Consider the following 23,850-nt stretch of genomic DNA (forward strand, 5'->3'; position numbering starts at 1 on the left):
CAGGCCCAGGTGACGGTACAACAGCCACGGGGGGAGCGTCACGGCCATTAGGGTGCGCACGACGGACAAGGGCGCTAGCTGAATTGCTCGCGATACTGGGTCGGGGTCAGGCCAAGCTTTTCACCGAACAGGAAACGCATGTGCCGCACGCTGCCGAATCCACTTTTGAACGCTACCGTCTTGAGCGGCAAGTCACCGGATTCCAGCAGGCTCCTGGCGCAGTCGATACGTGCGCTTTGCAGAAACTCCATGGGTGTCATGCTCACTTCCCGGGCGAAGACCCTGGCGAAATGCCGCGGGCTCATATTCGCGAGGCCGGCCATGCGCTCAATGCTGAAAGTTTCGTCCAGATGTTCGAGCACATGGTTCTGCACCCGGGTAATCGCCGTTTCGTGCGGAGCCACTGCCGCCATCAACGGGCTGAACTGCGCCTGGCCACCCTGGCGCTTCATGACCACCAACAACACCTTGGCCACATCCTGGGCGACCTTCTTGCCATGGTCTTGGGCGACCACTGCCAGCGCCAGGTCAATGCCGGCGGTGACGCCGCCGGAAGTGATGAGGTTGCGGTCCTGGACATAAATCTGGTCGGTCTCGACCGTCGCCTTGGGGAATGCCTTGATCAACCGGTCGGTGTAATGCCAGTGGGTGGTCACGCGATAGCCGTCAAGCAAACAGGCGTGTCCCAGCACAAACGCCCCGGTACAGATCGAACCATAGGTTTTCGATCGACTGACGTTGTGCTTGAGCCACTCGAGCAAGGGCGGATGTTTTTGGTTGTAGGCACCAGGCCCACCGGGCACCAGCAGCAAATCGAAGCCATCACAGGCCTGATCGACAGGCAAGTCTGCCTGCACCTTCACGCCATTGGACGCCCTCAAGGCGCCGGGCTCGGTGCCAAGGGTCGTCAGTACATAGTGGTCATCGGGTTTCAGATAACGATTGGCAATGGAAAACACCTCCATGGGCCCGGCCATGTCGAGCAGGAGAAAGTCGGGGAACAGCACCATTGCTACGGTTTTCATGGGTTCAACATCACTGGAAAAAAAGGATATGTACTGCGCACTTGTGGGAGCGCGCCCTCAGACGCATTTTTGTCAACTTGAACGAGACAGTATTTCAATTTTCAGCTACTTATTGCATCAATAGATAAACATTAACCTTCTCCTCACTCGGACGAATTGACGTCCCCACAGGAGATTTCATCATGCTGACCCTTCGCAAAGCATCGGATCGTGGCCTGGCCAATCACGGTTGGCTGAAGTCGTTCCATACCTTTTCCTTCGCCAGCTATCGCAACCCGAAGGAACAGGGTTTTTCCGACCTGCTGGTGATCAACGATGACCGCGTGGCAGCCGGCAAGGGTTTCGGCCAGCATCCGCACCGCGACATGGAGATTTTCTCCTACGTGCTCGAGGGTGCGCTGGAACATAAGGATACCTTGGGCACTGGCTCGGTGATCCGTCCCGGCGACGTACAGTTGATGAGTGCCGGCAGCGGCGTGGCGCACAGCGAGTACAACCACTCGGACTCGCGGCCCGTGCACTTCCTGCAAATCTGGATCGTCCCTGACGTCAGCGGAGCCAAACCGCGCTATCAGCAAGAACACTTCAGCACGCAGAAGAAACGCGGTCGCCTGCAATTGATTATCTCCCCCGATGGCGCCCAGGGCTCGCTGAAAGTGCGCCAGGATGCGCGAGTGTATGCCGGCCTGATCGATGGCAAGGAAACTGCGACTCTGGAACTGGCCGCCAATCGCTACGCCTACGTGCATGTGGCTCGCGGTCGCGTCGAACTCAACGGCGTGCCGATGCAGGCAGGCGACGGTGTGCGGGTTCGCGAGGAACAGTTGCTGACCTTGAGCAATGGGGTGGATGCCGAGGTGCTGGTGTTCGACTTGCGCCCGCAAGAACTGCCAGAAATGCCATAACAGGCCTACACCAGCCCCTGTAGGAGCGAGCATGCTCCTACAGGTTCCCGGAAAAACCTTCGACAATCTCATCAATCACCGCACGGACCCTCGCGGTATGCCGAAGGTCCGCGTGGGTCACCAGCCACACGTCATACGGCAACGGCCGCGTGCGCTCCGGCCACAGTCGGACCAGCCCATCTTTCTCCCCCACATACACGGGAATCTCCCCGATCCCGATGCCTGCGGCAATCGAACGCCGCACCAGCAGGCTGGAACTCAGGCTCGCGGCAATCCGCCCGCGCACTACGGGTTCGTTGACCAGTGTCATGTCCTTGCCACCTTGCAAATACGGCTGGTAAACCACCAGGTCATGCCCTTCGAATGCCGATCCTGGCTCGGGAATACCGTGGGCATCCACGTAGGCTTGCGAGGCGAACAGGCCCACCGGCCAACGGGCGATTCGCCGGGCTATGAGGTCCGGGTTGTCCGGCCGGGTATTGCGCACGGCGATATCGGCTTCGCGTTTGGCCAGGCTGAGGATTTGTGTCGAGGCGTCCAGTTGCACCCGCACGTCGGGGTGACGTTGATGCAGGCGGGCGACGGCCGGGATCAGGAAGTCGATGGCCAGGGAGTCGGTGGTGGTCACCCTCACAATGCCCGTCAGCCGGTCGTCGAGGCCCTGGATGCGCCGCTGCAGTTCCAGAGCCGAATGCTCCATTTTCTCAACCGCGCGCATCGCCGCTTCGCCCACGGCTGTCAGCGCATACCCATCGCTGGTGCGCAGGAACAACGTGGCGTTCAATGATTTTTCCAGCGCAGTGATGCGCCGCCCCACCGTGGCCTGATCGACACCCAATACCCGCGCGGCACCGCGCAGTGTTGATTCGCGGCAGACCGCGAGAAACACCCGTGCGTCATCCCAATTCATTGGGTCCTCCATAAGATGCATTTATGCATCACCATAACGCGAAATCGCTGCATTAGTGCATCACAGAAGTTGGTTAAGCTGATCACCAGTAAAAATCTGCAGGAGAGCGTTTATGCTCACTCCCTCGAACACCCCACGCAATGCATTCTGGCTACCGATCCTTGCCGGCCTGTGCGCCAGCCTGGTCAGCATTGGCCTGGCACGTTTTGCCTATACGCCGTTGATTCCCTCGCTGATCCAGGCCCATTGGTTTTCCGCCAGCGACGTGGTGTACCTCGGTGCCGCCAACCTGGTGGGCTACCTGATCGGTGCACTGATCGGCCAGCCGCTGGCACGTCGCACGTCCAACAAAAGCGCACTGCGGCTGATGATGCTGGCGGTCACACTGTCGTTCTTCGCCTGTGCGTTCCCCTTGTCGGTGAGCTGGTTTTTCGGCTGGCGTTTACTCTCGGGTGTCGCCGGCGGCGCGATCATGGTGCTGGTGGCGTCGACGGTGTTGCCGCATGTGCCCGCCTCGCGCAGAGGCCTGGCCAGTGGCGCGATCTTTCTCGGCATAGGGCTGGGCATTGCCGGTTCGGGAACGATCGTTCCGCCGTTGCTGAGCCTGGGCCTGCAGCAAACCTGGCTCGGCCTCGGTTTGCTGGCACTGATCCTGACCGCCATCAGCTGGTTTGGCTGGCCGGCGGTCGCACACCAGGCAATGACGACAGAGACGCACCATGCCGCGCCGACCCGCACCCACCCGGGTGTCTACCTGCTGTTTGCCCAATACGCACTCATGGCGGCGGGGCTGGTGCCGGCCATGGTGTTCCTGGTGGATTACGTGGCTCGCGGCCTCGGCGCCGGGCAACATGTCGGCGCACTGATCTGGGTGATGTACGGCCTCGGCGCGATTGTCGGGCCGGTGAGCTATGGTTTTCTTGCGGATCAGTTGGGCGCCAAGCGCAGTATCCGCATGGTGTTGCTGGTGCAGGCGATTGCCGTGGCTGCGCTGTCGGTATCCAGCGCCTTCGCCTCATTGGCCGTGCTGGCGCTGATCCTCGGATCATTCCCCCCAGGCATCGTGCCGCTGGCACTGGCACGGGTTCACGAACTGGTCCCAGGGCATCATCAGCAACAGGTGGTCTGGAGTCGCGCCACTGTGTCCTTCGCCACCTTCCAGGCCATTTCCGGTTTCGCTTATTCGGCCCTGTTCAATGCCAGCGGCGGCCATCATGGGCTGATGTTCGAGATTGCGGCCGGAGCCATTGTGGTGGCGTTGTTGCTGGAGTTGGCGGTGCGTTTGATGAATCGACCTGACCCTGTTGTTCAGGCCAGTTGCCCATGAAGGTCAAAAGATCGCAGCCTGCGGCAGCTCCTACAGGTGTCTGCATTCCCATGTAGGAGCTGCCGCAGGCTGCGATCTTTTGATTTTCCACACAGGTAGGTATATGCAATGAATTTGCCTAAAGACATGACCTTGATTGAAATCACCCAACCCGGCGCTCCTGAAGTCCTGCAACCGCGCCAGGTACCCTTGCCCACGGCGGGCGTCGGTGAAGTGCTGATCCGCGTGCACGCCGCCGGGGTCAATCGCCCCGACGTGATCCAGCGCGCCGGCAAGTACCCGATGAAACCCGGCATGAACCCGATCCCGGGACTGGAAGTGGCCGGTGAAGTGGTCGCCGTTGGCGCGCAAGTCAGTGATTTTATCGTCGGCGACAAGGTCTGTGCGCTGACCAATGGCGGCGGCTATGCGCAGTACTGCGTGGTCCCGGCCAGCCAGGCCCTGCCGATACCCGAAGGCATGGACTGGGTGCACGCGGCGGCGGTCCCGGAGACCTTCTTTACGGTGTGGGCCAATCTGTTCGACATGGGCGGCGCCAGCAAAGGCCAGCGCGCGTTGATCCACGGCGGCACCAGCGGCATCGGCACCACCGCGCTGATGTTGTGCCGCGAGTTCGGCATCAAGGCATTCGCCACGGCGGGCAGTGAGGAAAAGTGTGCGGTAATCCGCCAATTGGGCGCCGAAGCGATCAACTATCGCGATCAGGACTTCGTCCAGGTCATTGCGGAAAAAACCGCCGGCAAAGGTGTCAATGTCATCCTCGACATCATGGGCGGCTCGTACCTGAACCAGAATATCGCGGCATTGGGCATGGAAGGTCGACTGGTGATGCTGGGCTTCCTCGGCGGTGCCTTCGGCAAGGATGTCGACTTGCTGGCGATCATGGCCAAGCGCGCCGTGGTCACCGGTTCGCTGTTGCGTTCGCGCACCCGGGAAGAAAAAGCCTCGATCGCCGAACAGCTGCGCGAATATGTTTGGCCGGTACTTGCGGCCGGGCGTTGCCTGCCGATGATCGACCAGGTTTACGCGCTCACCGAGGCGGCACAAGCCCATACGCGGATGGAAGCCGGCGACCACATCGGCAAAATCGTGCTTCGCGTGGACCTGTAGGAGCCGGCTTGCTGGCGATGGCGGTGTGTCAGACAGCATCAATGTCGACTGTGCCATCGCCTTCGTCGGTACGCCGCCTGGAGCAACCCCGCTCCCACAAGTCGCATTTTTCCCCACCCCGCGCGCGCATCTGTTAAAACGCGCACTTCATGTCCATACCGGTGAACCACCCGATGGCCACTGCCCTCCTCACTCGCCTGCGCCTGCGCTGGCTGCCGCTGCTGTGCATGGCCGCGCTGGTCGTCGGCCTGCCCGTGGGTTGCGGCGCACTCAAGTACAAAGAGCGCGAGTTGCTGTTTCGCATTGAACCGGGCACGGCCCGCTGGTATCGCGGTTTGCCTGGGGACGTGCAGGAATTCGACATCAAGCCCGTCGAGTTCAAGGCCGGGCAAAACCTGCATGCCTGGTGGTGGCCGGCCGCGCGCCGTGACGCGCCATCGATTCTCTACCTGCACGGCGTACGCTGGAACCTGACCGGCCAGGCCTTTCGCATCGAGCAGTTGCGAGCCATGGGCTACTCGGTGCTGGCGATTGACTATCGCGGATTCGGACAGAGCCAGGGCGACCTGCCGTCGGAAGCCAGCGTTTACGAAGATGCCCGGGCCGCCTGGGATCGTTTCACCGCGATGCAACCGGATGCCAGCAAGCGCTTGATCTACGGCCACTCCCTGGGTGGCGCGGTGGCCATCGACCTGGCGGCAGACCTGACCGCCCAGGCGAAAAAGGCAAAACGCCCGGTCCCGGTGCGCGGCCTGGTGATCGAGTCCACCTTCACCTCCCTGGGCGATGCCGTCACTGAAGTCGCGGGCAACAACCTGCCGGTGAACTGGTTGCCGGTGCGCTGGTTGCTGTCGCAGAAGTTCGACTCCATCGACAAGATCGTCGACATCGACATGCCGTTGCTGGTGGTCCATGGCCTGGCCGATCGGTTCATGCCGTCGCGGTTCAGTCAGCAGTTGTTCAATGCGGCCAATGAACCCAAGCGCTTGTTGCTGATACCCGGCGGCACGCACAACAACAGCATGAGCCTGGGCGGCAGCCAGTATCGCCAGGCGCTTGAAGGCCTGATGCGGGCAAAACCGCAGATAGCCGGGGCTAAGGTTTCACGGGGCATGGTGTCACGGGGCGCCCAGGATTCCTGAGTGTTATCGATAACCCCGGGCCTGCAGGTCGAACAGCTGCGCATAACGCCCCCCGGCCGTGACCAGCGTGGCATGATCGCCACGTTCAAGGATGCTGCCCTGATCCAGCACGATGATGTGATCGGCGTTGCGCACGCTGGAAAAACGGTGGGAAATCAGCAGGGTCATGCGACCTTGGGTGTGCTGGCTGAAATGCTCGAACACCGCCGCTTCCGCCGCCGGATCGAGTGCCGAGGTCGGCTCGTCGAGGATCAGGATATCGGCATCGCGGCGCATGTAGGCGCGCGACAGGGCGATTTTCTGCCATTGCCCACCAGACAGCTCCAGCCCTCCGGCAAACCAGCGCCCCAGTTGCGTGGCATAGCCGCGATCGAGGCGCTCGATGAACGGCGCAGCCATGCCTTCGGCGGCGGCTTGCTGCCAGCGCTGCTCATCCTTGAACGCCAACGTGTCGCCCACGCCGATGTTCTCGCCGACGGAAAACTGGTAGCGGATGTAGTCCTGGAAGATCACCCCAATCCGCCGGCGTAGCGCGTCTTCCTCCCAGGCTTGCAGATCGCTGCCATCCAGCAGGATGCGTCCTTGATCGGGCCGATACAGCCGGGTCAACAGTTTGATCAGCGTGGTCTTGCCCGAACCGTTCTCCCCCACCAGCGCCACACTGTGCCCCGGCACCAGATGCAGGTCGATGCCTGTCAGCGCGGCGCGACTGGCCCCCGGGTAACGAAAGCCGACGTTCTCGAAGCGCAGGCCGTCGCCAGGCACCGCGCCCACGGTCAGATGACCGGTGTCGGCAACCACGGGTTCGGCCAGGTATTCGTAGAGGCCCGACAGGTAGAGGCCATCCTCGTACAAACCACTGATGGCGCTCAGGCTGCTGCTCACCGCCGCCTGTCCTTGCTTGAACAACACCAGGTACATGGTCATCTGGCCGAGGCTGATACTGCCGTGGACCGCGTCGACCACCACCCAGGCATAGGCCAGGTAGAACGCCGCGGTGCCCAGCAGGCCGAGAGCAAATCCCCAGCCATCGCGACGCAGGGTCAGCCGCCGGTCCTCGGCGTAAAGCCTGGCAAAGGTGTCGCGGTAACGCTGCAACAGCAGCGGCGCGAAACCGAACAGCTTGACCTCCTTGATGTAGCCCTCATGGGAAAGCAATGTCTCGATGTAGTTCTGCTGCCGGCTCTCCGGTGCGCGGCGGGTAAACAGGCGAAAGGCATCGCCGGAAAAGTGCGCCTCGGCAAAAAATACCGGCAATGCACCGACCACCAGCAACACCAGGGCCCAAGGTGAAAAATGCACCAGCAACACACCGAAGCTGATCAGCACGATCAGGTTCTGGATCAGCCCCAGCGACTTCATCACCAACGCCAACGGCCGGGTCGAGGCTTCGCGCCGAACCCGCACCAGCTTGTCGTAGAACTCCGAATTCTCGAATTGCACCAGCGATAACGTCTGGGCCTTTTCCAGAATCATCGTGTTGACCTTCTGCCCCAGCTGCACCCGCAACAGCGACTGCTGTACCGACAGCGCCCGCTGGGTGGCGGACAGCAAGGCCAGCACACCCGCTTCCAACAACACGTAGCGCAGCACCGGCCACAACGGCGCACTGCCCTGCTGCGCGTGCAATTGCATGGCGAAGACCACTGCGTCGACAATGCGCTGGCCCAGCCATGCCGCCAGCGCCGGAAGTACACCGGCGACCAGCGTTGCCAGCACCAGCCCCAGAAACAGCCCCCGGGATGTACCCCAGACAAGGAGCAAGGCACGGCGTGCCTGGTCGAGGAGCGAGGTGACACGGTCAAACATCGGGCTCACCTGTCAGACTCCGCCGAGGTTTCGAGCCGCCCCTCCTGAAACCGCGCCCGATACCGCCCCGGGCTCTCTCCCGTCCACTTCTTGAAGGCCCGGTGAAATGCACTCGGCTCCTGGAAACCCAGTTGTTCGGCGATATCGCCGATACTGGCCTGGCTCCCGCGCAACTGTTCGAATGCCACCGCGCGTCGCACTTCGTCCTTGATCTCCTGATAGGAGCAGCCTTCGCGTTCGAGTTTTCGGCGAAAGGTGCTGGGGCTCAGGTGTTGTTCGAGGGCAAAGGCCTGCAGGGTCGGCCATCCGCTGTAATGGCTGTTGCGCAAGCGCTGGTGTACCTGCGACGCCAGGCCGTGCTGGTTGCGAAAGCGGATCACCAGCCATTGTGGCGCGGTGCGCAAGAACACTTTGAGCGACGCCAGGTCCTGGACCACCGGCAGGCGCAGGTAATGACTGGCGAACTCGATTTCGGTGCGCTCGGCACCAAAGGTCAGGTTCGGCCCCCAGAGCAAACGGTCATCGCTGAGTGACAGGCGCGCATGGCGAAAGTCCGCGCGGTCGATCGGGATGCGCCTCCCACCCAGCCAGCAGAGCAGGCTGATCATCAACACCAGGAACGTCTCTTCGCCGAATCGGCTGACGTCTTCGTTGGCCGCCTGGCTGTCCAGACTGATGACCGCCCGCTTGCCGCGCACGGTCAGCGTGCCGCGAAAATCCCGGAGGAACAGGGCGAAGTTGGCCAGGCACTGGCGCATGGCCTTGTGCAGGTCCGGCTCCTGGATCAAGGCGCGACAAATCAGGGCGAATGCGCCCGGCGGCATGCCATGGGAATCGAGCCCGAAGAACTCGTCATTCAGCTCGCGGATCTGAATCAGCCACAACGCCGCAAAGGCATTGGCCGACACCCGCGAGGTGGGGTCCTGCATCAGCGCCGGATCGATACCGGCCTGTTCCAGCACAGCCCGCACTCGCTGTGGATCGTCCCCCAGCCCGTGGATCATCGCCTGCACGAAGTAGGCGGCTACCGAGTCCTTTTCCCGCATGCGAACGCTTCGCTCCCCATCACCCGAAATGGCAAAAAACATCAGTGCCGTTGAACAGTTTCGGCATAGGCCAACCACTGCGCCGGCTCTAGACTCGCGGCAATAGTACGCTTTCGGCCATCACGACGGCCAAGGTATCGCAAGGTTTATCGAAAGGACGGCAACATGAATCTGCAAAACATTGGGGTGATCGGCGCCGGCACCATGGGCAATGGTATCGCTCAGGTCTGCGCCCTGGCCGGTTTCAACGTGACCCTGCTGGACATCAGCGAAGTTGCCTTGCAAAAAGCCCTCGCCACCGTCGGCAAGAACCTTGACCGGCAAGTCGCCAAGGAAACCCTGAGCGTCGAGCAAAAAAACGCCGCCCTCGACAAGATCCGCACCAGCACCGACTACAGCAGCCTGCACGATGCGCAACTGGTGATCGAAGCCGCCACCGAGAACCTCGACCTGAAACTGCGGGTGCTGCAACAGATTGCCGCGCAGGTCAGCGCCGAGTGCGTGATCGCCTCCAACACTTCGTCGCTGTCGATCACCCAGCTGGCGGCCAGTGTCAGCCAGCCTGAACGCTTCATCGGCTTGCACTTCTTCAACCCGGTGCCGGTGATGGGCCTGATCGAAGTCATTCGCGGCCTGCAAACCAGCGATGCCACCCACACCCTGGCGCTGGACATGGCGACCCGCCTGGGCAAAACCGCAATCACCGCCGGCAACCGCCCGGGGTTCGTGGTCAACCGGATCCTGGTGCCGATGATCAACGAAGCGATCCTGGTACTGCAGGAAGGCCTGGCCAGCGCCGAGGACATCGACGCCGGCATGCGCCTGGGTTGCAACCAGCCTATCGGCCCGCTGGCCCTGGCGGACCTGATCGGCCTGGATACGCTGCTGGCGATCATGCAAGCCTTCTACGAGGGCTTCAACGACAGCAAATACCGCCCGGCGCCATTGCTCAAGGAAATGGTCGCCGCCGGTTACCTGGGACGCAAGACGGGGCGCGGCTTCCATGCCTATGCCTGAGCGTTGCTCGCGTTTCGCCGAATACCGGGACAAGGTGCTGGAGCTGTTCGCCAGCAAGGGTTTCGGTCAGGTGGGCATGCGCGAGCTCGCGACGTGCCTGGGGCTTTCCCCGGGCTCGCTGTATCACCATTACCCGAGCAAACAGCACCTGTTGCTGGATTTGATCGAAGAGTTCTACGAAGAGCTGCTGGCCACGCTGGGGCGCATCAAGCAACAGGCGCCGGCCAAGCGCGACCGACTCAACAGCCTGATTCGCGCGCACCTGAATTTACATCGCGACTTGCCCTGGCATTATCGCCTGGTGGAGCGCGACAGCAGTTGCCTGAACGAAGAGCAGCAGGCTCGGGTGCAAAAATTGCGCGAGCAATACGAGCGCCAGTTGATGGTCCTGCTCGGCGCTCGTTCGAGGTTCAGTGAATCAGGTCTCCTGGCGGCCGGCCATGCCATCGCCGCCCTGCTTAACAGCGCACCCAGCTGGCTGACCGCCCATTCGCTGGACGAAAGCGAGCACGATGAACTGCTGGAGAACCTGGTCGGCGGTGCCATCGAGCGCGTGCTCGCGCCGAGGCGCACGAGCGAGGCTATAAGCCTGGCGCGCCCTATCGAGAAAATATCTAAAAATACCCAGGCTGCCTCCGCGTTTTAGCGCTTTGCTTGCCCAGTCGATGCCATCGGAATTCGCGCTTGAACCCAGCGTCCAATTCAATGTGTACCTTCCACTGACCGGGAGCGCAATCATGAAAATCAATCCCTACCTGATCTTCAACGGCGACTGCAAAGCCGCATTCACCTTCTATGCCGAAAGCCTCAAGGGCCAGCTCGAAGCCATGCTGACCTTCGGCGAAACACCTGCCGCCGAGCACGTCCCCAAGGATCTGCACAACCTGATCATCCACACCCGGCTGGCCGTGGGGGACCAGGCGATCATGGGCTCGGACACCACTCCCGATCGCCCCACCGATGAGATGAGCGGTTGTTCGATTTCGCTGAATGTCGACAGCATCCAGGAGGCTGAACAGGTGTTTTCAGCCCTGTCCGAAGGTGGCAAGGTGCAAATGCCGCTCGAGGCCACTTTCTGGGCCGCGCGTTTTGGCATGTTGGTCGATCGCTTTGGCGTGTCGTGGATGATCAACTGCGAAAAGGACCAGTAACAGGATCGCGCACAGCGACGCTGTTCAAGTCTTCGAACAGCTCCGGCCTGGAACGGTCGGGCACTCTGGCAACTCCCGGGCCGTCTGCTACCGTCAACAAGCCACCCGTGTGACAGCGGCCCTTCGGAGGAAACCACCATGCACACCCATGACCCGTCATGGTCCACCCGTCTCAAACTGTCGCTGCTGGCAGGAGGGCTCGCCGCCGCCCTGCTGGCACTCAGCGGTTGCGCGACAGTCGATGCCCAGACCACCGCCTACGTTGGCGTGGAACATCCCGCACCGACACTGCCCAGTGAAGTCGTCGTATTGCGCTCCGAGCCCCTGCGCCCGCACGTTCGGCTGGGCGAAATATTGATCGACGCCAGTGTTGACCCGGCCCCGCCCATTACCGAGGTCGAGCAGAAACTGCGCGAAGAAGCCGCCAAGCTCGGTGGCGATGCCGTGGTGGTGGTCTATGACCATATCCAGCCGGTAGGTGCCTATCTCAACGGGCCGCTATGGGCTCGCGACGTACAGACCGTCAATGGCCGCAAACTCAAAGGGATCGTGATCAAGTACAAGTGAACAGCAGGTTTTTTCGCTGAAATTGACAACGCGGGGCGCAGTTTCCCCGCGAGTCAGCGGTCGCATTCGTGTCCGCTTACCACCCCTGTCCCCTCCCCAGATCTAGAAAAAACGGCTATCGACAATCAGGCCCGCCTGCGTGGTTGCACGTGAGACTTGCTTGGGCCTGACCTGCCAATAGTGACAGTGACGCTCCGGCATTTTTCGCCCGGCACTGATATGTTTTTTTTCATTTGTTTGATTTATGAAATTTTATGTGCCATTTATAGCCTCGAAAATCCACGGAGCGGTCCCCTTCGACAGATCGGACGATCGCTGCGCGCAACACCCAAACACCTCATCCAGGGAGTCAACAATATGAACAAGACAGAACTTCTAGGTACTCTGGCACTGTGCGCCGCAAGCTTGCTGGCACATGCCGACGACGACAGCCTGCGCATCGGTATCGAAGCCGCCTACCCGCCCTTCTCCTTCAAGACGCCGGAGGGCAATGTCAGTGGTTTCGATTACGACATCGGCAACGCGCTGTGCGAAGAAATGAAGGTCAGGTGCGAATGGGTCATCCAGGAATTCGACGGCATGATCCCCTCACTGAAAGTGCGCAAGATCGATGCCGTGTTGTCGTCGATGTCGATCACTGAGGACCGCATGAAATCCGTCGACTTCAGCAAAAAGTACTACCACACGCCGGGCAAGTTCGCGATGAAGGCCGGTAACGTGATCAACGACCCGCTGGTCGATCTCAAGGGCAAGAAAGTCGGCGTCCAACGTTCCTCGACCTATGACCGTTTCGCCACCGAGCAGCTTGAGAAAGCCGGCGCCTCGATTGTTCGCTACTCCTCACAGAATGAAGCCTTCCTCGACCTGGCGGCGGGTCGCCTGGACGCCACCCTCGCCGACGTCGTCAACACCAACGAGAGCTTCATCAAGACGCCATTGGGTAATGGTTTTGCCCTGGTCGGACCCGACATCAACGACCCCAAATACTTCGGCAAAGGCGCCGGGATTGCAGTGCGTAAAGGCGACAGCGCGAACGTTGCGCGCCTGAGTGCGGCGATTGACGCCATCCGCAGCAATGGCAAGTACCAGCAAGTGATGGCCAAGTACTTCGCGTTCGATATCTACGGCGAATAAGCCTTTACCCCAGACCCTGGCGCAGGCCTGTGCAGGCGCCACTTGTGGCTTGTCTCGTGCGCCTTGCGGCGCTCGCTTGAGGAACTTCAACATGCTCCACGGCTACGGATCGAGCATTCTCGATGGCGCCTGGCTGACCATCAACCTTGCCCTGACCTCCATGACCCTGGCCATTGCCCTGGGCCTGATCGGCGCCGCCTTCCGGTTGTCGCCGTTCAAATGGCTGGCGGTACTGGGCGAAGGCTATACCACCCTGATCCGCGGGATTCCCGACCTGGTGTTGATCCTGCTGATCTTCTATGGCGGCCAGGATCTGGTGAACCGCCTTGCCCTCGCACTGGGCTACACCCGCTACATCGACATCAATCCGTTTATCGCGGGCGTCTGCACCATGGGCTTCATCTTTGGTGCCTACCTCTCGGAAACCTTTCGTGGCGCCTTCATGGCGATCCCCAAGGGCCAGGGCGAGGCCGGCGCGGCCTATGGCATGAGCGGCCTGCAGGTGTTCTGGCGGATCCTGGTGCCGCAGATGATTCGCTTCGCCATTCCCGGCTTCACCAACAACTGGCTGGTGCTGACCAAATCCACTGCGCTGATCTCGGTGATCGGCTTGCAGGACATGATGTTCAAGGCCAAGAACGCGGCGGACGCCACCCATGAGCCGTTCACGTTTTTCCTCACCGCTGCCGCGCTCTACCTGATGCTGACCAGCGTGTCGTTGCTGGTGCTGCGCTATCTGGAAAAACACTACTCGGTCGGCGTCAAAGCCGCCGAACTGTAACGGGGAGCACAGGCATGATTCTCGACTACAACCTGATCTGGGAAAACCTGCCGCTGTATTTCAATGGCGCGCTGGTGACCCTCAAAGTCCTGCTGATTTCCCTGGCCATTGGCCTGGTGCTGGCGATTCCCATCGCGTTGCTGCGCGTATCCCGTTCGCCGCTGCTCAACTTCCCGGCCTGGCTCTACACCTACGTGATTCGCGGCACGCCGATGCTGGTGCAATTGTTCCTGATCTATTACGGGTTGGCGCAGTTCGAAGCGGTACGCCAAAGCGCGCTCTGGCCGTACCTGTCCAGTGCAACTTTCTGCGCTTGCCTGGCCTTTGCGATCAATACCAGTGCCTACAGCGCCGAACTGTTGGCCGGCAGCCTGAAGGCCACCGCCTACGGCGAGATCGAAGCCGCCAAAGCCATGGGCATGTCGCGCTTGACCCTGTACCGGCGGATTCTCCTGCCGTCGGCCCTGCGCCGGGCGTTGCCGCAGTACAGCAACGAAGTGCTGATGATGCTGCAAACCACCAGCCTGGCGTCGATCGTCACGCTGGTCGATATCACGGGAGCCGCGCGAACGGTCAGTTCACGGTTCTATCTGCCGTTCGAGGCGTTCATTACCGCGGGCCTGATCTATCTGGCCCTGACCTTCATCCTGGTTCGTCTGTTCAAGTTGGCCGAGCGCCGCTGGCTGGCCTACCTGGCACCGCGCAAGCACTAAGGAGTCTCATGCAACACATTCAATACCTGTTGCCGTGGAGTGCCTCGGGCACAGAACGAAAGCTCTCGCTGTTCCGTTTTGGCAGCGGCGCGCGCAAGGCCTACATCCAGGCTTCCCTGCACGCCGATGAATTGCCGGGAATGCGCGTCGCCGTCGAACTCAAGCGCCGCCTGCAGGCGCTGGAAGAGCAAGGTCGCCTGAACGGGGTGATCGAATTGGTGCCAATGGCCAATCCGATCGGTATCGCCCAGATGTTCCAGGCCACGCACCAAGGTCGCTTCGAGTTCTCCAGCGGGAAGAATTTCAATCGCGACTTCCCGGAACTCGGCAAGGAAGTCGCGCAGCGACTGGAAGGTCAATTGGGCGACGATGCCGATGCCAACGTCGCCCTGATCCGCCGCGCCATGGGCGATGCCCTCGCCAACTTGCCGGCAGCGACCTCGGAGCTCGACGGTTTGCGTCGCCTGTTGCTGCAGCATGCCTGCGACGCCGATGTGGTGCTGGACCTGCACTGCGACTTCGAGTCGATCATGCTGTTGTATGCCATGCCGCAAAACTGGCCACGCCTGCGCTCGTTGGCCGCCCGCCTGGACGCCGGCGTTGCCCTGTTGGCCGAGGCTGCGGGCGGCAGCGCATTCGATGAAGCCTGCGCACTCCCCTGGCTGCAACTGGCCAAGCGCTTCCCTGAAGCCAATATTTCGCTGGCATGTGTAGCCACCACTATTGAATTGCGCGGCATGGCTGACACCGAACGCGAGACGTGTGTCGACAGCGCGCAAGCCATTCTCGGCTATCTCGCCGAGCAAGGCCTGATCAGCGGTGACTGGCCTGCGTCGCCACCAAGCAGGTGTGAAGCGACACCGTTCGCCGGTGCGCAGTACGCCTACGCGCCACACCCGGGGGTGGTGAGTTATCTGCAACCGCTGGGGGCCCGGGTCAAGGTCGGCGATCCGCTGTTCGAAGTGATTGATCCGCTCACCGACCAGCACAGCGTGGTGCGTGCCAGTACCGACGGCATTCTTTACGCCCGCGAACGCCTGCGCTTTGCCCAGCCCGGCCTGTGGCTGGCGAAAATTGCCGGCAGTACCCCCATTCGCCAAGGCCGCTTGCTCAGCGACTGATAACAGAGAGTCAGAACCATGTACAAGCTGGAAATAAAGGACCTGCACAAAAGCTACGGCACCCATGAAGTACTCAAGGGCGTGTCCCTGGAGGCGAAAGCCGGTGACGTCATCAGCATCATCGGCTCCAGCGGCTCGGGCAAAAGCACCTTCCTGCGTTGCATCAACCTGCTGGAACAACCCAACGCCGGCAACATCGCGCTCAATGGCGAACAGCTCAAGCTGGTGAGCAACAAACTCGGCGGGCTCAAGGCTGCCGAACCCAGGCAGCTGCAACGCATGCGTTCGCGGTTATCGATGGTGTTCCAGCACTTCAATCTCTGGTCGCACATGAGTGCCCTCGAAAACGTCATGGAAGCACCGGTACATGTACTGGGCATCGACAAGAAACAGGCGCGGAAAAAGGCCGAGCACTACCTGGACAAGGTCGGCGTGGCACACCGCATGGACGCCTGGCCGGCGCATATGTCCGGAGGTGAGCAACAGCGGGTGGCGATTGCCCGGGCACTGGCCATGGAACCTGAAGTAATGCTGTTCGACGAGCCCACGTCGGCACTCGACCCCGAACTGGTCGGCGAAGTGTTGAAGGTCATGCAGGACCTGGCGCTGGAAGGCCGGACCATGGTGGTCGTGACCCACGAAATGGGCTTTGCCCGCGAGGTGTCGAACCAGTTGGTATTCCTGCACAAGGGCCAGGTCGAGGAACGTGGCGACCCGCGCGAGGTGCTGGTCAACCCGCAGTCCGAACGCCTCCAGCAGTTCCTGGCTGGCAGCTTGAAATAAGCCTTCCGCGCACACCGACTCTTGTCCCGTTGCTGCACACCGAGGGTCGGCTTTGGAACGCTCCGGCCGGGATGTTGCCCACCCAAAAAGTTCTTCACGGAACCGCCTGAAACAACGAGCTCATCTCCCTCAGTTCAATCCTCCTGCTATCAAAGAAAACCCCGAAAGCAGCATTAAAACATCCAGGAGCCTTTGAAATGTCGTCATGGAGATTTTCAGCGTGATGAATTTGCCAATCGACATGCCTGCAGCGAGCGAGATTCCGATCAGCAGGCCTTTCAATACGACGGTCAGGGGAAGGCCTCCAATCGCTTTGAAAGTGATTGTCTTGCTCAAGTAAATAACAAACGAGGCGGCTGCTTCGGTTGAGAGCAATGGGCCTTTCAATAACCCGTATGCAGAAAAAATTGGAATGGTCAGCGGCCCGGTAGAAAGAACAATACCCGTGAGGTAGCCGACAAAAGCCCCTGTGATTAAGAGCTGCCAAAGCGAAAGAGTGAAATTTCTTGATTTTGCCCAGTGGCGATAGGGAATCATGAGCAGAAAGAACGTCCCGAGGGCTATATCAATCCAGGTTGCTTTCAGGCTCCAGAGTGTGTGTGCACCAAGAGCCGCTGCGGGTCCCCCTGTCACCGAATAGGCTAAAAACGCCTTCCAGTGAATATCCTTTCGCCAAAGAATAACTCTTGAAATATTGCCGACGATTGCTGCCACCGCCATGATCGGCACCGCCTGCTTGGGGCCGAAACAAAGGGCGAGCGCAGGCAGAAGCATGATCGAGGCCCCCGTACCGATTACCCCACTGACGACGCCTGAAATGACCCCGATAAACAAAACGAGTAAGTATTCTGTCATTTGTCTTCCAGAGCGAATGTTGGTTTTTTTACTATTTCAACGCCGCTCCAACACACCGATAACTTCACTAACTTAGTAAGTTGATTTTTTCTCAGGGTGATTGCGGATTCGATAAACCAAGCCACCGTGCCAGGCTTCGATTAATTTTTGTATGTGGATGACTTGAGAGATCTTTCTTTATATTTTGTAGGAGTTTTCGCTGACTTTGTTGCATGGTCGTAGTGAAGCCTGAGTACTGCAGCAACTTCAGGCGCGAGTAGCTTGAAATAAATCATCTGCGCACAGCGAGGGTCGGCTTCGGATACACTCGCGAGCAAGACCTCTGTAGGAGCGAGCATGCTCCTACGGGTCATTCGCCCCACCCCACCTCCAACCCCCAGGACATGTTGAGCCGGATATGCCGACCCCTTCGAAAGACACCACGGTCTATGCCGCGCCAGTGATGCGCAAACTGGCGGAAATCGTTTCCGACCTGCCGCCGTCACTGCGCAAAGTGGCGGACTTTGTCCTGCGTCACCCGCTCAGGGCCGCGACGTTGACCATCGAAGAAATGGCTCAAGAGACATCCACCTCGCCAGCAGCGGTCAATCGACTGGCCAAGGCGCTGAACCTGGGTGGTTACACCGGCATGAAAGCCGAGCTGGTCGCGACGTTGCAGCAGATGGTGTCGCCGGTCGATAAGTTGCGCAACGAACTGGCGCATCGACCGGGTGGTGCATTTGGCCTGCATGAGCAAATCCACAGCGCCAGCAGCAATCTCGCCACGGCGGCGACCAACAACCATGCCGAGACCTTCGAGGCCTTTGTCACTCGCCTGATCGAGGCGCGGAAAATCTACATCCTCGGGTTTGGCAACAGCGTGTACTTCGCCGGTCTCGCCGCCTCTACCCTGATGCCCTTCTGCGCGGACGCAACCGCCATCAGCATGGAGGGCGGCAACGAAAACGCCGCTTACCGGCTGGCTGCCATCACTGATGAGGACGTACTGCTCGCGATCTCCCTGCCGCGCTACTCCCTCGATACGCTGCAACTTGCACGTTTTGCCAACGCGCGCGGCGCCTCGGTATTGGCGATCACCGACTCACCCGCCTCCCCGCTCACCGCCATTGCCGAACACGTGCTGTTTGCCCCGGCTGACCATCCGGTGTTGACCAGTTCCAACATTGCCGTGCTTGCCCTGATCGAAGGACTGGTGGCAGGCGTGATGGCTCGCAACAAGGAAGCCGTGAAGCTGGCCACCGAACTGACCGAAAGCGTGATGTCTTACCTGCACATCCCCACAAGCAACAAATCGCCGAAAAAGTGATGGTTCCCGGGCGCCCGTTGCAACACTTCGGATCTGCCGCCCGTCTGCCACTGCGCACCTTCCTGTGAGCCGTGCTTCAAATACCGTACATCCCCTTGCACGGAAGACTCAAACGATGAACATCACCATTGTCACTCTCATGCTCACGGGCTTGTTGTCGGCTTCGCCGCTTTACGTGCAGGCCGCCGAGAAAACCACCGAGGATGCAACGATTCCACCTTCGGCACTTCCCGGGCTCAACCAGCCGGAATCCAACGAAGAAAAGGCAGATAAAAAGGGCGAGGAAGCAGCGGGTTCAAACGCCGGTGCCGACGCGCACTCCATAAAAAAAGACGCAGCATCGGAGGACGACGGGGAGAATCAAAGGGGTAGCAAGTCTGGCAGTTGACCAACCTCTACCCCTTTTTCAAAAGCCCCGGATGTATCAGTCGTCCCGGTCGTCACGATCGCGATAACGACGGTTGTCGCGATCATCGTCACGACGATCGTATCGATGGTCATACCCTCGGTCATCATCCCGGTCATAGCCACGGCGATGATCATGATCTTGATATCGACCGTACCTTTCTCCGTCTTCCCAGTGAGGTCCGCAGCCTCCCAGCAAGAGCAGGCTGGAAATGGCCAGGGTCATCATTACTGCGCGATTCATTTGAGCATCCTGAAGGTGGGGGGGGTGAGAGGGTTTCAGCCGCTGGAAAATCCCGCACGGTGTTGAAACCCTGTCTTTGACCATTCAGTAACTCAATGATTCCGCTGGCAAAAAAACTGGCCGGCACGCCCGTGGCGCGAGCTCCGGTTCGGCGTGGTTTAGCCTGGGAAATGCTGGTTGGCAATCACCTGCTCGGTGATCGGCGCAAGTGCCGCCACCGCCCACAGGCCATAAACCGGATGGGCGGTGGCGGCCTCAGGCTTCTTCATTGCGGGCTAATGAACTGCTTGAAGCCGTCAGCTCCCACCCCATCGGCTCGAACGAACCGATCTTGAGCCTGTTTTCAACGTGCCGACGAGCAGAAAACGGGTCGGCTGGAAACGGTCATGAACCCACCCGCTCCACGCCCTGAAAAAGTCGCCCTTGGAGCGCTCAGCCAAATTTTCAATCAACATCCCGCAAAACAAAAATTCTTACAATCCAATTATGTACTAAAGTAAGGGGTTGAGTGTTTTAATGGGTCTTGAAATGCCAAAGGCCCAATCATGCGCATCAAATTTTCCGGCATTCCTGCATTCGGCATCTACATTGCCCTTGTTTGCCTGTTCGCGGCTGCATGGATCACCCACCCGCCCCCCGAGCACTCGCCCTTTGCCCTGATCAATCCGGCCTCGGCGGTGGCGGATAAGGACGCTAAACCCATCTATACCAGCCGTTTCGCCTCCTCCGGGCTGGTGGACTTCGTGCATTCGGCGGCGGTCACTGCCTTGCCTGACGGTAGCCTGATGGCGGTCTGGTTCGCCGGCACCCGCGAAGGCGCAGCCGATGTTCAGGTGCGCTCCGCCCGTTTCAACCTGAGTACCGGCGAGTGGGGGGAGGAACAGGTCATGGCGACCCGGGACTCGACCCAGCAAAGCACGCGAAAGTACATCCGCAAACTGGGTAACCCGGTCATTGCCCTCGCGCCGGACAACCGCCTGTGGCTGTTCTACGTTTCCGTGTCCATGGGCGGATGGGCCGGTAGCGCGGTCAATGTGATGGTTTCAGACGATTTTGGCGGGCATTGGTCGGCACCACGCCAATTGATCACTTCACCGTTCCTGAACATCAGCACCCTGGTCCGGTCGGCACCGGTGTTCCATGCCGACGGTTCCATCGGCCTGCCGGTCTACCATGAGTTCCTCGGCAAGTTTGCCGAGTACCTGTACTTGAGCGCAGACGGTGATGTGATCGATAAATTCCGCATCAGCCATGGCAATAATTCATTGCAACCGGCGATCGTTCCGCTGGATGGCCAACGCGGCATCGCCTTGTTGCGTTATGCCGGTGACACCCACCACCGGGTCCTGGCGAGCCGCACGGAAGACGCCGGACAAAGCTGGAGCGAACCTTATCCGCTGGTTCCTTCGAACCCCAACTCCTCGTTGGCAGCTGTTGCGACGCCGGACCGCGGGTTGCTGGTAGCGCTCAATGACCTGCAGGATGGACGCTTCAAGCTGAGCCTGTATGGCACCGATGCGAAAATGGACGATTGGCGCCTGTTGCACGACCTGGACAAATCACCGGATCCAGAGGGCGATCCGTATACCCCTCTGGTCTACAAGGAAATCATCGGCAAACAATTCCGTGGCTCCAGTGGCAAGCTGCGCCAGACGCTGGAGGCGCAATTCCTCGCCAACCTCGACAAACGTGTGTGTAAACGCCAGGAATGTGAGTTTGAATATGAATACCCCTACTTCCTCCGCAGTCCCGACGGGATGTATCACCTGGTCTATTCCTGGAACAACACCTTCATCAAGCACGTCACCTTCAACGATGCCTGGCTGGCCGAGCGTCTCCAATGATTAATCTGTGGCAGGCCCATGCCAGTTTCGCGATGATCCTCTTCCTGTTCCTGCCGTCTTTTGGCCTGGGCAGGACCTGGCGCATCGCGCTGCTGCTTGCCTTGCTGGCCGCCAGCTTCATACCGCTGGGCGGGTTGTCGCTGGCCGCTTACCTGCGCAGCCATATCGACGACCTTGCGATCACCTCAATGGTGTTCATGGCCTGGGGATGTTTGCGCAGGCTAGGTCTGCTGCCGCCTGAGCGGCAGGGTCAAACCAGCGTATTGATCCTCTTCGCCGCGCTGGCCCTGGTGCTGTACCCCGCAACCCTGGGCCTGAGTGACCTGGACCCTTACCGGCGGGGCTACAGCCCGCGCCCCCTGTTGTTGTTCGTCGCACTGATGACGCTCGGCCTGTTCTACCTGCGCCATTACCTGGCCGTGGTGATGTTGACCTGTGCGACCCTGGCCTTCCTCGTCGGGATCAAACCCTCCCACAACTATTGGGATTACCTGGTCGATCCGTTGCTGGGCCTGTATTGCTGCGTGGCACTGCTGATGCTGGCGGCGCGTCGGCCGTATCGCCGGCTCATCACCCTGCGCGGCGCTTGAACTTCAATGAAATCTCAATAAGGAAACGGGCATGGGCTGGCTGAAATCGAGACGTCTGCATTACTGGCTGGGTGCAACAGCGATCGCCTTCGTGCTGTTCGCACTACTGCGGGTGGTGTTCTTTTTCGGCTTTTCCGGTTTCGACGCCAAAGCCCTGGGCGACGAACATGTGCTGACAACTCTGGGCATCGGCTTTCGTTTCGACTTGCGCCTGGCCATCCTGATCATGCTGCCGCTGGTATTGCTGGCCTGGATCCCGCGCTGGAACCTTGTCGGCAGCCGCCTCCTGCGCGGCATCGCCCGCCTGTACCTGGTAGCCGCCCTCAGCGTCGCGCTGCTGATCTACATCATCGATTTTGGCCACTACGCCTACCTCGGCGTGAGGATCAACGCCACAGTGCTGCGCTTCATCGAGGATGCGCAAATATCCCGTGACATGGTCTGGCAAACCTACCCAGTCATCTGGATCTCACTGGGTTGGTTGGCAACCGTCGCAATCGCGACACTGGCCCTGGTGCGTCTGGAGCGCGTCACGCTGGACCGTCCACGCAAAACCATTCACCCGCTCTGCGCGACATGGGGCGGTGCAGTGATGGTGGTGCTGGTGCTGCTGGGTATCCTGGGCCGTGTCGAACACCTGAACATCGAGAACCCCGTGCCGCTGCGCTGGAGCGATGCGTTCTTCTCGGGCAACAACCAGGTCGCCGCACTGGGCCTGAACCCGGTGATTTTTTTCTACGACACCGTCAAGGTCGGCCAGTCACGCTATGACGAGGCACAGGTGCGCGAACATTACGCGGTCATGGCTCACTATCTGGGCGTCGACAAACCTGATCCGCAGGCCCTCGACTTCGTCCGCCACCAGACGCCACAACCTTACAAAATCAATGGCTCGCGACCACCTAACGTGATGTTCGTCATGCTCGAGTCGCTGGGCACCAGTGCCGTCGGAGCCTATGGCAACCCGATCAATCCAACGCCCAACATCGATCGCCTGGCCACGCAGAGCTGGTTCTTCAAGCACTTCTATGTGCCGGTCACGGGAACGGCCAAAACTGTCTGGGCCAGCATTACCGGGGTACCTGACGTCACTCGACAGGAAACCGCGACGCGTAATCCACTTATCACCCGGCAAAACACGCTGGTCAATGCCTTCACCGGCTACGACAAGATCTACACCATTGGCGGCAACTCCGGCTGGGCCAACATGAATGCCCTGATCCGGCAAAGCATCGACGGCGTTCGCCTGTTCGACGAGCGCGACTGGAAATCCCCGGTGGTGGATGTGTGGGGCATTTCGGACCTGGACCTGTTCAAGGAAACCGACCAGATCCTGCAAGCGTTGCCCAAGGACAAACCGTTCTTCGCCTATGTGCAAACGGCGGGCAACCACCGCCCATTCACCATTCCAAAGAGCAATGACGGCTTCGAGGTCAAGCACCCTACCCTGGAGCAAGTCCAGGCCGCCGGCTCGCGCAGCGTCGAGCAATACAACGCCGTACGCCTGCTGGACTTCAACATCGGACGCCTGATGGAAATCGCCAAGGCCGGCGGCTGGTACGAAAACACCATTTTCGTGCTGTTTGGCGATCACAACACCCGTATCGCCCAGATCCCCTTCCTGGCCCCGGCCTACGAGCAACTGGGCCTGGAGAGCAACGCGGTGCCGATGATCATCCACGCGCCAGGCCTGATCGGAACACGCAAGGTCGAGGAAGCTGTCGGCCTGGTGGACCTGCTGCCAACCGTGGCAGGCATGGCCGGCCTGGAGTTTCGCAACAGCGGCATGGGCCGCGATATCCAGCAGCCCGCGCCCGAAGGCGAACGTGTGGTGCCATTGGTGTTGCGTGAAGGCACCTTCCCGCTGATTGCCGGCGTGACGCAACACTACATGGTGCAGATGGAACACGACGGCAGCTCGCCAACCCTGCATGACCTGGCCTCACCGACGCCGCTGGACAACGTGGCCGAGCAAAACCCCGAGGAGTTCAAGCGACTGTCACGGTTGACCCGCGCCATGCACGAAACCTCACGGTTGATGCTGTACCAGAACGTACGCGACTAA

The 23,850-nt window shown here is 60.3% G+C and carries 24 protein-coding genes; 18 read left to right on the top strand and 6 right to left on the bottom strand.

Annotation, left to right across the window (positions count from 1 at the left end; translation table 11 throughout):
* Nucleotides 1-74: 74 nt before the first annotated feature.
* Nucleotides 75-1,025, bottom strand: coding sequence for a GlxA family transcriptional regulator (locus tag AC1Q8Q_RS10250; RefSeq protein WP_492615019.1), 951 nt, complete (start codon nucleotides 1,023-1,025; stop codon nucleotides 75-77).
* Nucleotides 1,026-1,207: 182 nt separating this feature from the next.
* Between AC1Q8Q_RS10250 and AC1Q8Q_RS10255 the strand changes: the two genes are divergently transcribed.
* Nucleotides 1,208-1,930, top strand: coding sequence for a pirin family protein (locus AC1Q8Q_RS10255; protein ID WP_020800196.1), 723 nt, complete (start codon nucleotides 1,208-1,210; stop codon nucleotides 1,928-1,930).
* A 37-nt stretch (nucleotides 1,931-1,967) separates the two neighbouring features.
* Here AC1Q8Q_RS10255 and AC1Q8Q_RS10260 read toward each other — a convergent pair whose 3' ends face one another.
* A complete protein-coding gene (locus AC1Q8Q_RS10260) occupies nucleotides 1,968-2,840 on the bottom strand; it encodes a LysR family transcriptional regulator (RefSeq protein ID WP_042955783.1) in 873 nt (290 codons plus the stop codon).
* Nucleotides 2,841-2,952: 112 nt separating this feature from the next.
* Here AC1Q8Q_RS10260 and AC1Q8Q_RS10265 point away from each other — a divergent pair, with 112 nt between their 5' ends.
* The 3 genes from AC1Q8Q_RS10265 to AC1Q8Q_RS10275 all read left to right on the top strand — a co-directional run bounded on the left by AC1Q8Q_RS10265 (nucleotide 2,953) and on the right by AC1Q8Q_RS10275 (nucleotide 6,419).
* Complete coding sequence (locus AC1Q8Q_RS10265; protein ID WP_033045224.1) at nucleotides 2,953-4,167, top strand: YbfB/YjiJ family MFS transporter; 1,215 nt, start codon at nucleotides 2,953-2,955, stop codon at nucleotides 4,165-4,167.
* Between the two features lie 108 nt (nucleotides 4,168-4,275).
* A complete protein-coding gene (locus AC1Q8Q_RS10270) occupies nucleotides 4,276-5,277 on the top strand; it encodes an NAD(P)H-quinone oxidoreductase (RefSeq protein WP_033045222.1) in 1,002 nt (333 codons plus the stop codon).
* Nucleotides 5,278-5,450: 173 nt separating this feature from the next.
* On the top strand, nucleotides 5,451-6,419 hold the full coding sequence (locus tag AC1Q8Q_RS10275) for an alpha/beta hydrolase (RefSeq protein ID WP_432669395.1): 969 nt from the start codon (nucleotides 5,451-5,453) through the stop codon (nucleotides 6,417-6,419).
* A 3-nt stretch (nucleotides 6,420-6,422) separates the two neighbouring features.
* On the opposite strand, the gene AC1Q8Q_RS10280 is transcribed toward AC1Q8Q_RS10275, so the two are convergent.
* Both AC1Q8Q_RS10280 and AC1Q8Q_RS10285 read right to left on the bottom strand, forming a co-directional pair.
* Nucleotides 6,423-8,228 (bottom strand): ABC transporter ATP-binding protein, encoded by a 1,806-nt coding sequence (locus tag AC1Q8Q_RS10280; RefSeq protein ID WP_033045219.1) that lies wholly within the window; start codon nucleotides 8,226-8,228, stop codon nucleotides 6,423-6,425.
* A 5-nt stretch (nucleotides 8,229-8,233) separates the two neighbouring features.
* Nucleotides 8,234-9,274, bottom strand: coding sequence for an AraC family transcriptional regulator (locus AC1Q8Q_RS10285; RefSeq protein WP_492615020.1), 1,041 nt, complete (start codon nucleotides 9,272-9,274; stop codon nucleotides 8,234-8,236).
* Between the two features lie 165 nt (nucleotides 9,275-9,439).
* On the opposite strand from AC1Q8Q_RS10285, the gene AC1Q8Q_RS10290 reads away from it, so the two are divergent.
* The 9 genes from AC1Q8Q_RS10290 (at nucleotide 9,440) to AC1Q8Q_RS10330 (ending at nucleotide 16,541) form a co-directional block, all read left to right on the top strand.
* Entirely contained in the window at nucleotides 9,440-10,291 is an 852-nt protein-coding gene (locus AC1Q8Q_RS10290; RefSeq protein WP_020800204.1) for a 3-hydroxybutyryl-CoA dehydrogenase, read from the top strand.
* A complete protein-coding gene (locus AC1Q8Q_RS10295; RefSeq protein ID WP_042955777.1) occupies nucleotides 10,278-10,937 on the top strand; it encodes a TetR/AcrR family transcriptional regulator in 660 nt (219 codons plus the stop codon). Before AC1Q8Q_RS10290 ends, AC1Q8Q_RS10295 begins: the two co-directional genes overlap by 14 nt.
* 91 nt (nucleotides 10,938-11,028) lie before the next feature.
* The gene (locus AC1Q8Q_RS10300) at nucleotides 11,029-11,442 is read left to right on the top strand and encodes a VOC family protein (protein ID WP_033045217.1); all 414 of its coding nucleotides are present in this window, start codon (nucleotides 11,029-11,031) and stop codon (nucleotides 11,440-11,442) included.
* 138 nt (nucleotides 11,443-11,580) lie between these two features.
* Complete coding sequence (locus AC1Q8Q_RS10305) at nucleotides 11,581-12,009, top strand: hypothetical protein (protein WP_033045215.1); 429 nt, start codon at nucleotides 11,581-11,583, stop codon at nucleotides 12,007-12,009.
* A 357-nt stretch (nucleotides 12,010-12,366) separates the two neighbouring features.
* The gene (locus AC1Q8Q_RS10310; protein WP_168757826.1) at nucleotides 12,367-13,143 is read left to right on the top strand and encodes an ABC transporter substrate-binding protein; all 777 of its coding nucleotides are present in this window, start codon (nucleotides 12,367-12,369) and stop codon (nucleotides 13,141-13,143) included.
* Nucleotides 13,144-13,234: 91 nt separating this feature from the next.
* Complete coding sequence (locus AC1Q8Q_RS10315) at nucleotides 13,235-13,924, top strand: ABC transporter permease (protein WP_020800209.1); 690 nt, start codon at nucleotides 13,235-13,237, stop codon at nucleotides 13,922-13,924.
* A 14-nt stretch (nucleotides 13,925-13,938) separates the two neighbouring features.
* Nucleotides 13,939-14,637 carry an ABC transporter permease gene (locus AC1Q8Q_RS10320; protein WP_033045212.1) on the top strand — a complete coding sequence of 233 codons (699 nt, stop codon included), beginning with the start codon at nucleotides 13,939-13,941 and terminating at the stop codon, nucleotides 14,635-14,637.
* An 8-nt stretch (nucleotides 14,638-14,645) separates the two neighbouring features.
* A complete protein-coding gene (locus tag AC1Q8Q_RS10325) occupies nucleotides 14,646-15,758 on the top strand; it encodes a succinylglutamate desuccinylase/aspartoacylase family protein (protein WP_168757825.1) in 1,113 nt (370 codons plus the stop codon).
* Between the two features lie 18 nt (nucleotides 15,759-15,776).
* Nucleotides 15,777-16,541 carry an ABC transporter ATP-binding protein gene (locus AC1Q8Q_RS10330; protein ID WP_492615021.1) on the top strand — a complete coding sequence of 255 codons (765 nt, stop codon included), beginning with the start codon at nucleotides 15,777-15,779 and terminating at the stop codon, nucleotides 16,539-16,541.
* A gap of 129 nt (nucleotides 16,542-16,670) precedes the next feature.
* Here AC1Q8Q_RS10330 and AC1Q8Q_RS10335 read toward each other — a convergent pair whose 3' ends face one another.
* Nucleotides 16,671-17,396, bottom strand: a complete 726-nt coding sequence (locus AC1Q8Q_RS10335) for a sulfite exporter TauE/SafE family protein (protein ID WP_492615022.1) — start codon at nucleotides 17,394-17,396, stop codon at nucleotides 16,671-16,673.
* 397 nt (nucleotides 17,397-17,793) lie between these two features.
* Between AC1Q8Q_RS10335 and AC1Q8Q_RS10340 the strand changes: the two genes are divergently transcribed.
* Nucleotides 17,794-18,702, top strand: a complete 909-nt coding sequence (locus tag AC1Q8Q_RS10340; RefSeq protein ID WP_020800213.1) for a MurR/RpiR family transcriptional regulator — start codon at nucleotides 17,794-17,796, stop codon at nucleotides 18,700-18,702.
* A gap of 115 nt (nucleotides 18,703-18,817) precedes the next feature.
* Complete coding sequence (locus AC1Q8Q_RS10345) at nucleotides 18,818-19,090, top strand: hypothetical protein (RefSeq protein WP_020800214.1); 273 nt, start codon at nucleotides 18,818-18,820, stop codon at nucleotides 19,088-19,090.
* Nucleotides 19,091-19,126: 36 nt separating this feature from the next.
* On the opposite strand, the gene AC1Q8Q_RS10350 is transcribed toward AC1Q8Q_RS10345, so the two are convergent.
* Nucleotides 19,127-19,351, bottom strand: a complete 225-nt coding sequence (locus AC1Q8Q_RS10350) for a hypothetical protein (RefSeq protein WP_020800215.1) — start codon at nucleotides 19,349-19,351, stop codon at nucleotides 19,127-19,129.
* Between the two features lie 545 nt (nucleotides 19,352-19,896).
* Between AC1Q8Q_RS10350 and AC1Q8Q_RS10355 the strand changes: the two genes are divergently transcribed.
* From AC1Q8Q_RS10355 to AC1Q8Q_RS10365, 3 genes are read left to right on the top strand one after another with little or no spacing between them, the layout of a single operon-like run.
* The gene (locus tag AC1Q8Q_RS10355; protein ID WP_492615023.1) at nucleotides 19,897-21,195 is read left to right on the top strand and encodes a sialidase family protein; all 1,299 of its coding nucleotides are present in this window, start codon (nucleotides 19,897-19,899) and stop codon (nucleotides 21,193-21,195) included.
* Nucleotides 21,192-21,785, top strand: a complete 594-nt coding sequence (locus AC1Q8Q_RS10360) for a hypothetical protein (RefSeq protein ID WP_492615024.1) — start codon at nucleotides 21,192-21,194, stop codon at nucleotides 21,783-21,785. The genes AC1Q8Q_RS10355 and AC1Q8Q_RS10360 overlap by 4 nt, the downstream gene beginning before the upstream one ends.
* A 31-nt stretch (nucleotides 21,786-21,816) precedes the next feature.
* A complete protein-coding gene (locus AC1Q8Q_RS10365; RefSeq protein WP_033039420.1) occupies nucleotides 21,817-23,850 on the top strand; it encodes an LTA synthase family protein in 2,034 nt (677 codons plus the stop codon).

The organism is Pseudomonas sp. GW823-FHT06B06 (genome assembly GCF_058795195.1).

Bases quoted from the DNA above. Each gene is read 5' to 3' on its own strand.
- AC1Q8Q_RS10335 (WP_492615022.1), bottom strand. From the start codon at position 17,396: ATGACAGAATACTTACTCGTTTTGTTTATCGGGGTCATTTCAGGCGTC.
- AC1Q8Q_RS10315 (WP_020800209.1), top strand. From the start codon at position 13,235: ATGCTCCACGGCTACGGATCGAGCATTCTCGATGGCGCCTGGCTGACC.
- AC1Q8Q_RS10295 (WP_042955777.1), top strand. From the start codon at position 10,278: ATGCCTATGCCTGAGCGTTGCTCGCGTTTCGCCGAATACCGGGACAAG.
- AC1Q8Q_RS10350 (WP_020800215.1), bottom strand. From the start codon at position 19,351: ATGAATCGCGCAGTAATGATGACCCTGGCCATTTCCAGCCTGCTCTTG.
- AC1Q8Q_RS10360 (WP_492615024.1), top strand. From the start codon at position 21,192: ATGATTAATCTGTGGCAGGCCCATGCCAGTTTCGCGATGATCCTCTTC.
- AC1Q8Q_RS10250 (WP_492615019.1), bottom strand. From the start codon at position 1,025: ATGAAAACCGTAGCAATGGTGCTGTTCCCCGACTTTCTCCTGCTCGAC.
- AC1Q8Q_RS10290 (WP_020800204.1), top strand. From the start codon at position 9,440: ATGAATCTGCAAAACATTGGGGTGATCGGCGCCGGCACCATGGGCAAT.
- AC1Q8Q_RS10365 (WP_033039420.1), top strand. From the start codon at position 21,817: ATGGGCTGGCTGAAATCGAGACGTCTGCATTACTGGCTGGGTGCAACA.
- AC1Q8Q_RS10285 (WP_492615020.1), bottom strand. From the start codon at position 9,274: ATGCGGGAAAAGGACTCGGTAGCCGCCTACTTCGTGCAGGCGATGATC.
- AC1Q8Q_RS10325 (WP_168757825.1), top strand. From the start codon at position 14,646: ATGCAACACATTCAATACCTGTTGCCGTGGAGTGCCTCGGGCACAGAA.
- AC1Q8Q_RS10265 (WP_033045224.1), top strand. From the start codon at position 2,953: ATGCTCACTCCCTCGAACACCCCACGCAATGCATTCTGGCTACCGATC.
- AC1Q8Q_RS10255 (WP_020800196.1), top strand. From the start codon at position 1,208: ATGCTGACCCTTCGCAAAGCATCGGATCGTGGCCTGGCCAATCACGGT.
- AC1Q8Q_RS10340 (WP_020800213.1), top strand. From the start codon at position 17,794: ATGCCGACCCCTTCGAAAGACACCACGGTCTATGCCGCGCCAGTGATG.
- AC1Q8Q_RS10275 (WP_432669395.1), top strand. From the start codon at position 5,451: ATGGCCACTGCCCTCCTCACTCGCCTGCGCCTGCGCTGGCTGCCGCTG.
- AC1Q8Q_RS10300 (WP_033045217.1), top strand. From the start codon at position 11,029: ATGAAAATCAATCCCTACCTGATCTTCAACGGCGACTGCAAAGCCGCA.
- AC1Q8Q_RS10310 (WP_168757826.1), top strand. From the start codon at position 12,367: ATGAACAAGACAGAACTTCTAGGTACTCTGGCACTGTGCGCCGCAAGC.
- AC1Q8Q_RS10330 (WP_492615021.1), top strand. From the start codon at position 15,777: ATGTACAAGCTGGAAATAAAGGACCTGCACAAAAGCTACGGCACCCAT.
- AC1Q8Q_RS10280 (WP_033045219.1), bottom strand. From the start codon at position 8,228: ATGTTTGACCGTGTCACCTCGCTCCTCGACCAGGCACGCCGTGCCTTG.
- AC1Q8Q_RS10355 (WP_492615023.1), top strand. From the start codon at position 19,897: ATGCGCATCAAATTTTCCGGCATTCCTGCATTCGGCATCTACATTGCC.
- AC1Q8Q_RS10260 (WP_042955783.1), bottom strand. From the start codon at position 2,840: ATGAATTGGGATGACGCACGGGTGTTTCTCGCGGTCTGCCGCGAATCA.
- AC1Q8Q_RS10270 (WP_033045222.1), top strand. From the start codon at position 4,276: ATGAATTTGCCTAAAGACATGACCTTGATTGAAATCACCCAACCCGGC.
- AC1Q8Q_RS10345 (WP_020800214.1), top strand. From the start codon at position 18,818: ATGAACATCACCATTGTCACTCTCATGCTCACGGGCTTGTTGTCGGCT.
- AC1Q8Q_RS10305 (WP_033045215.1), top strand. From the start codon at position 11,581: ATGCACACCCATGACCCGTCATGGTCCACCCGTCTCAAACTGTCGCTG.
- AC1Q8Q_RS10320 (WP_033045212.1), top strand. From the start codon at position 13,939: ATGATTCTCGACTACAACCTGATCTGGGAAAACCTGCCGCTGTATTTC.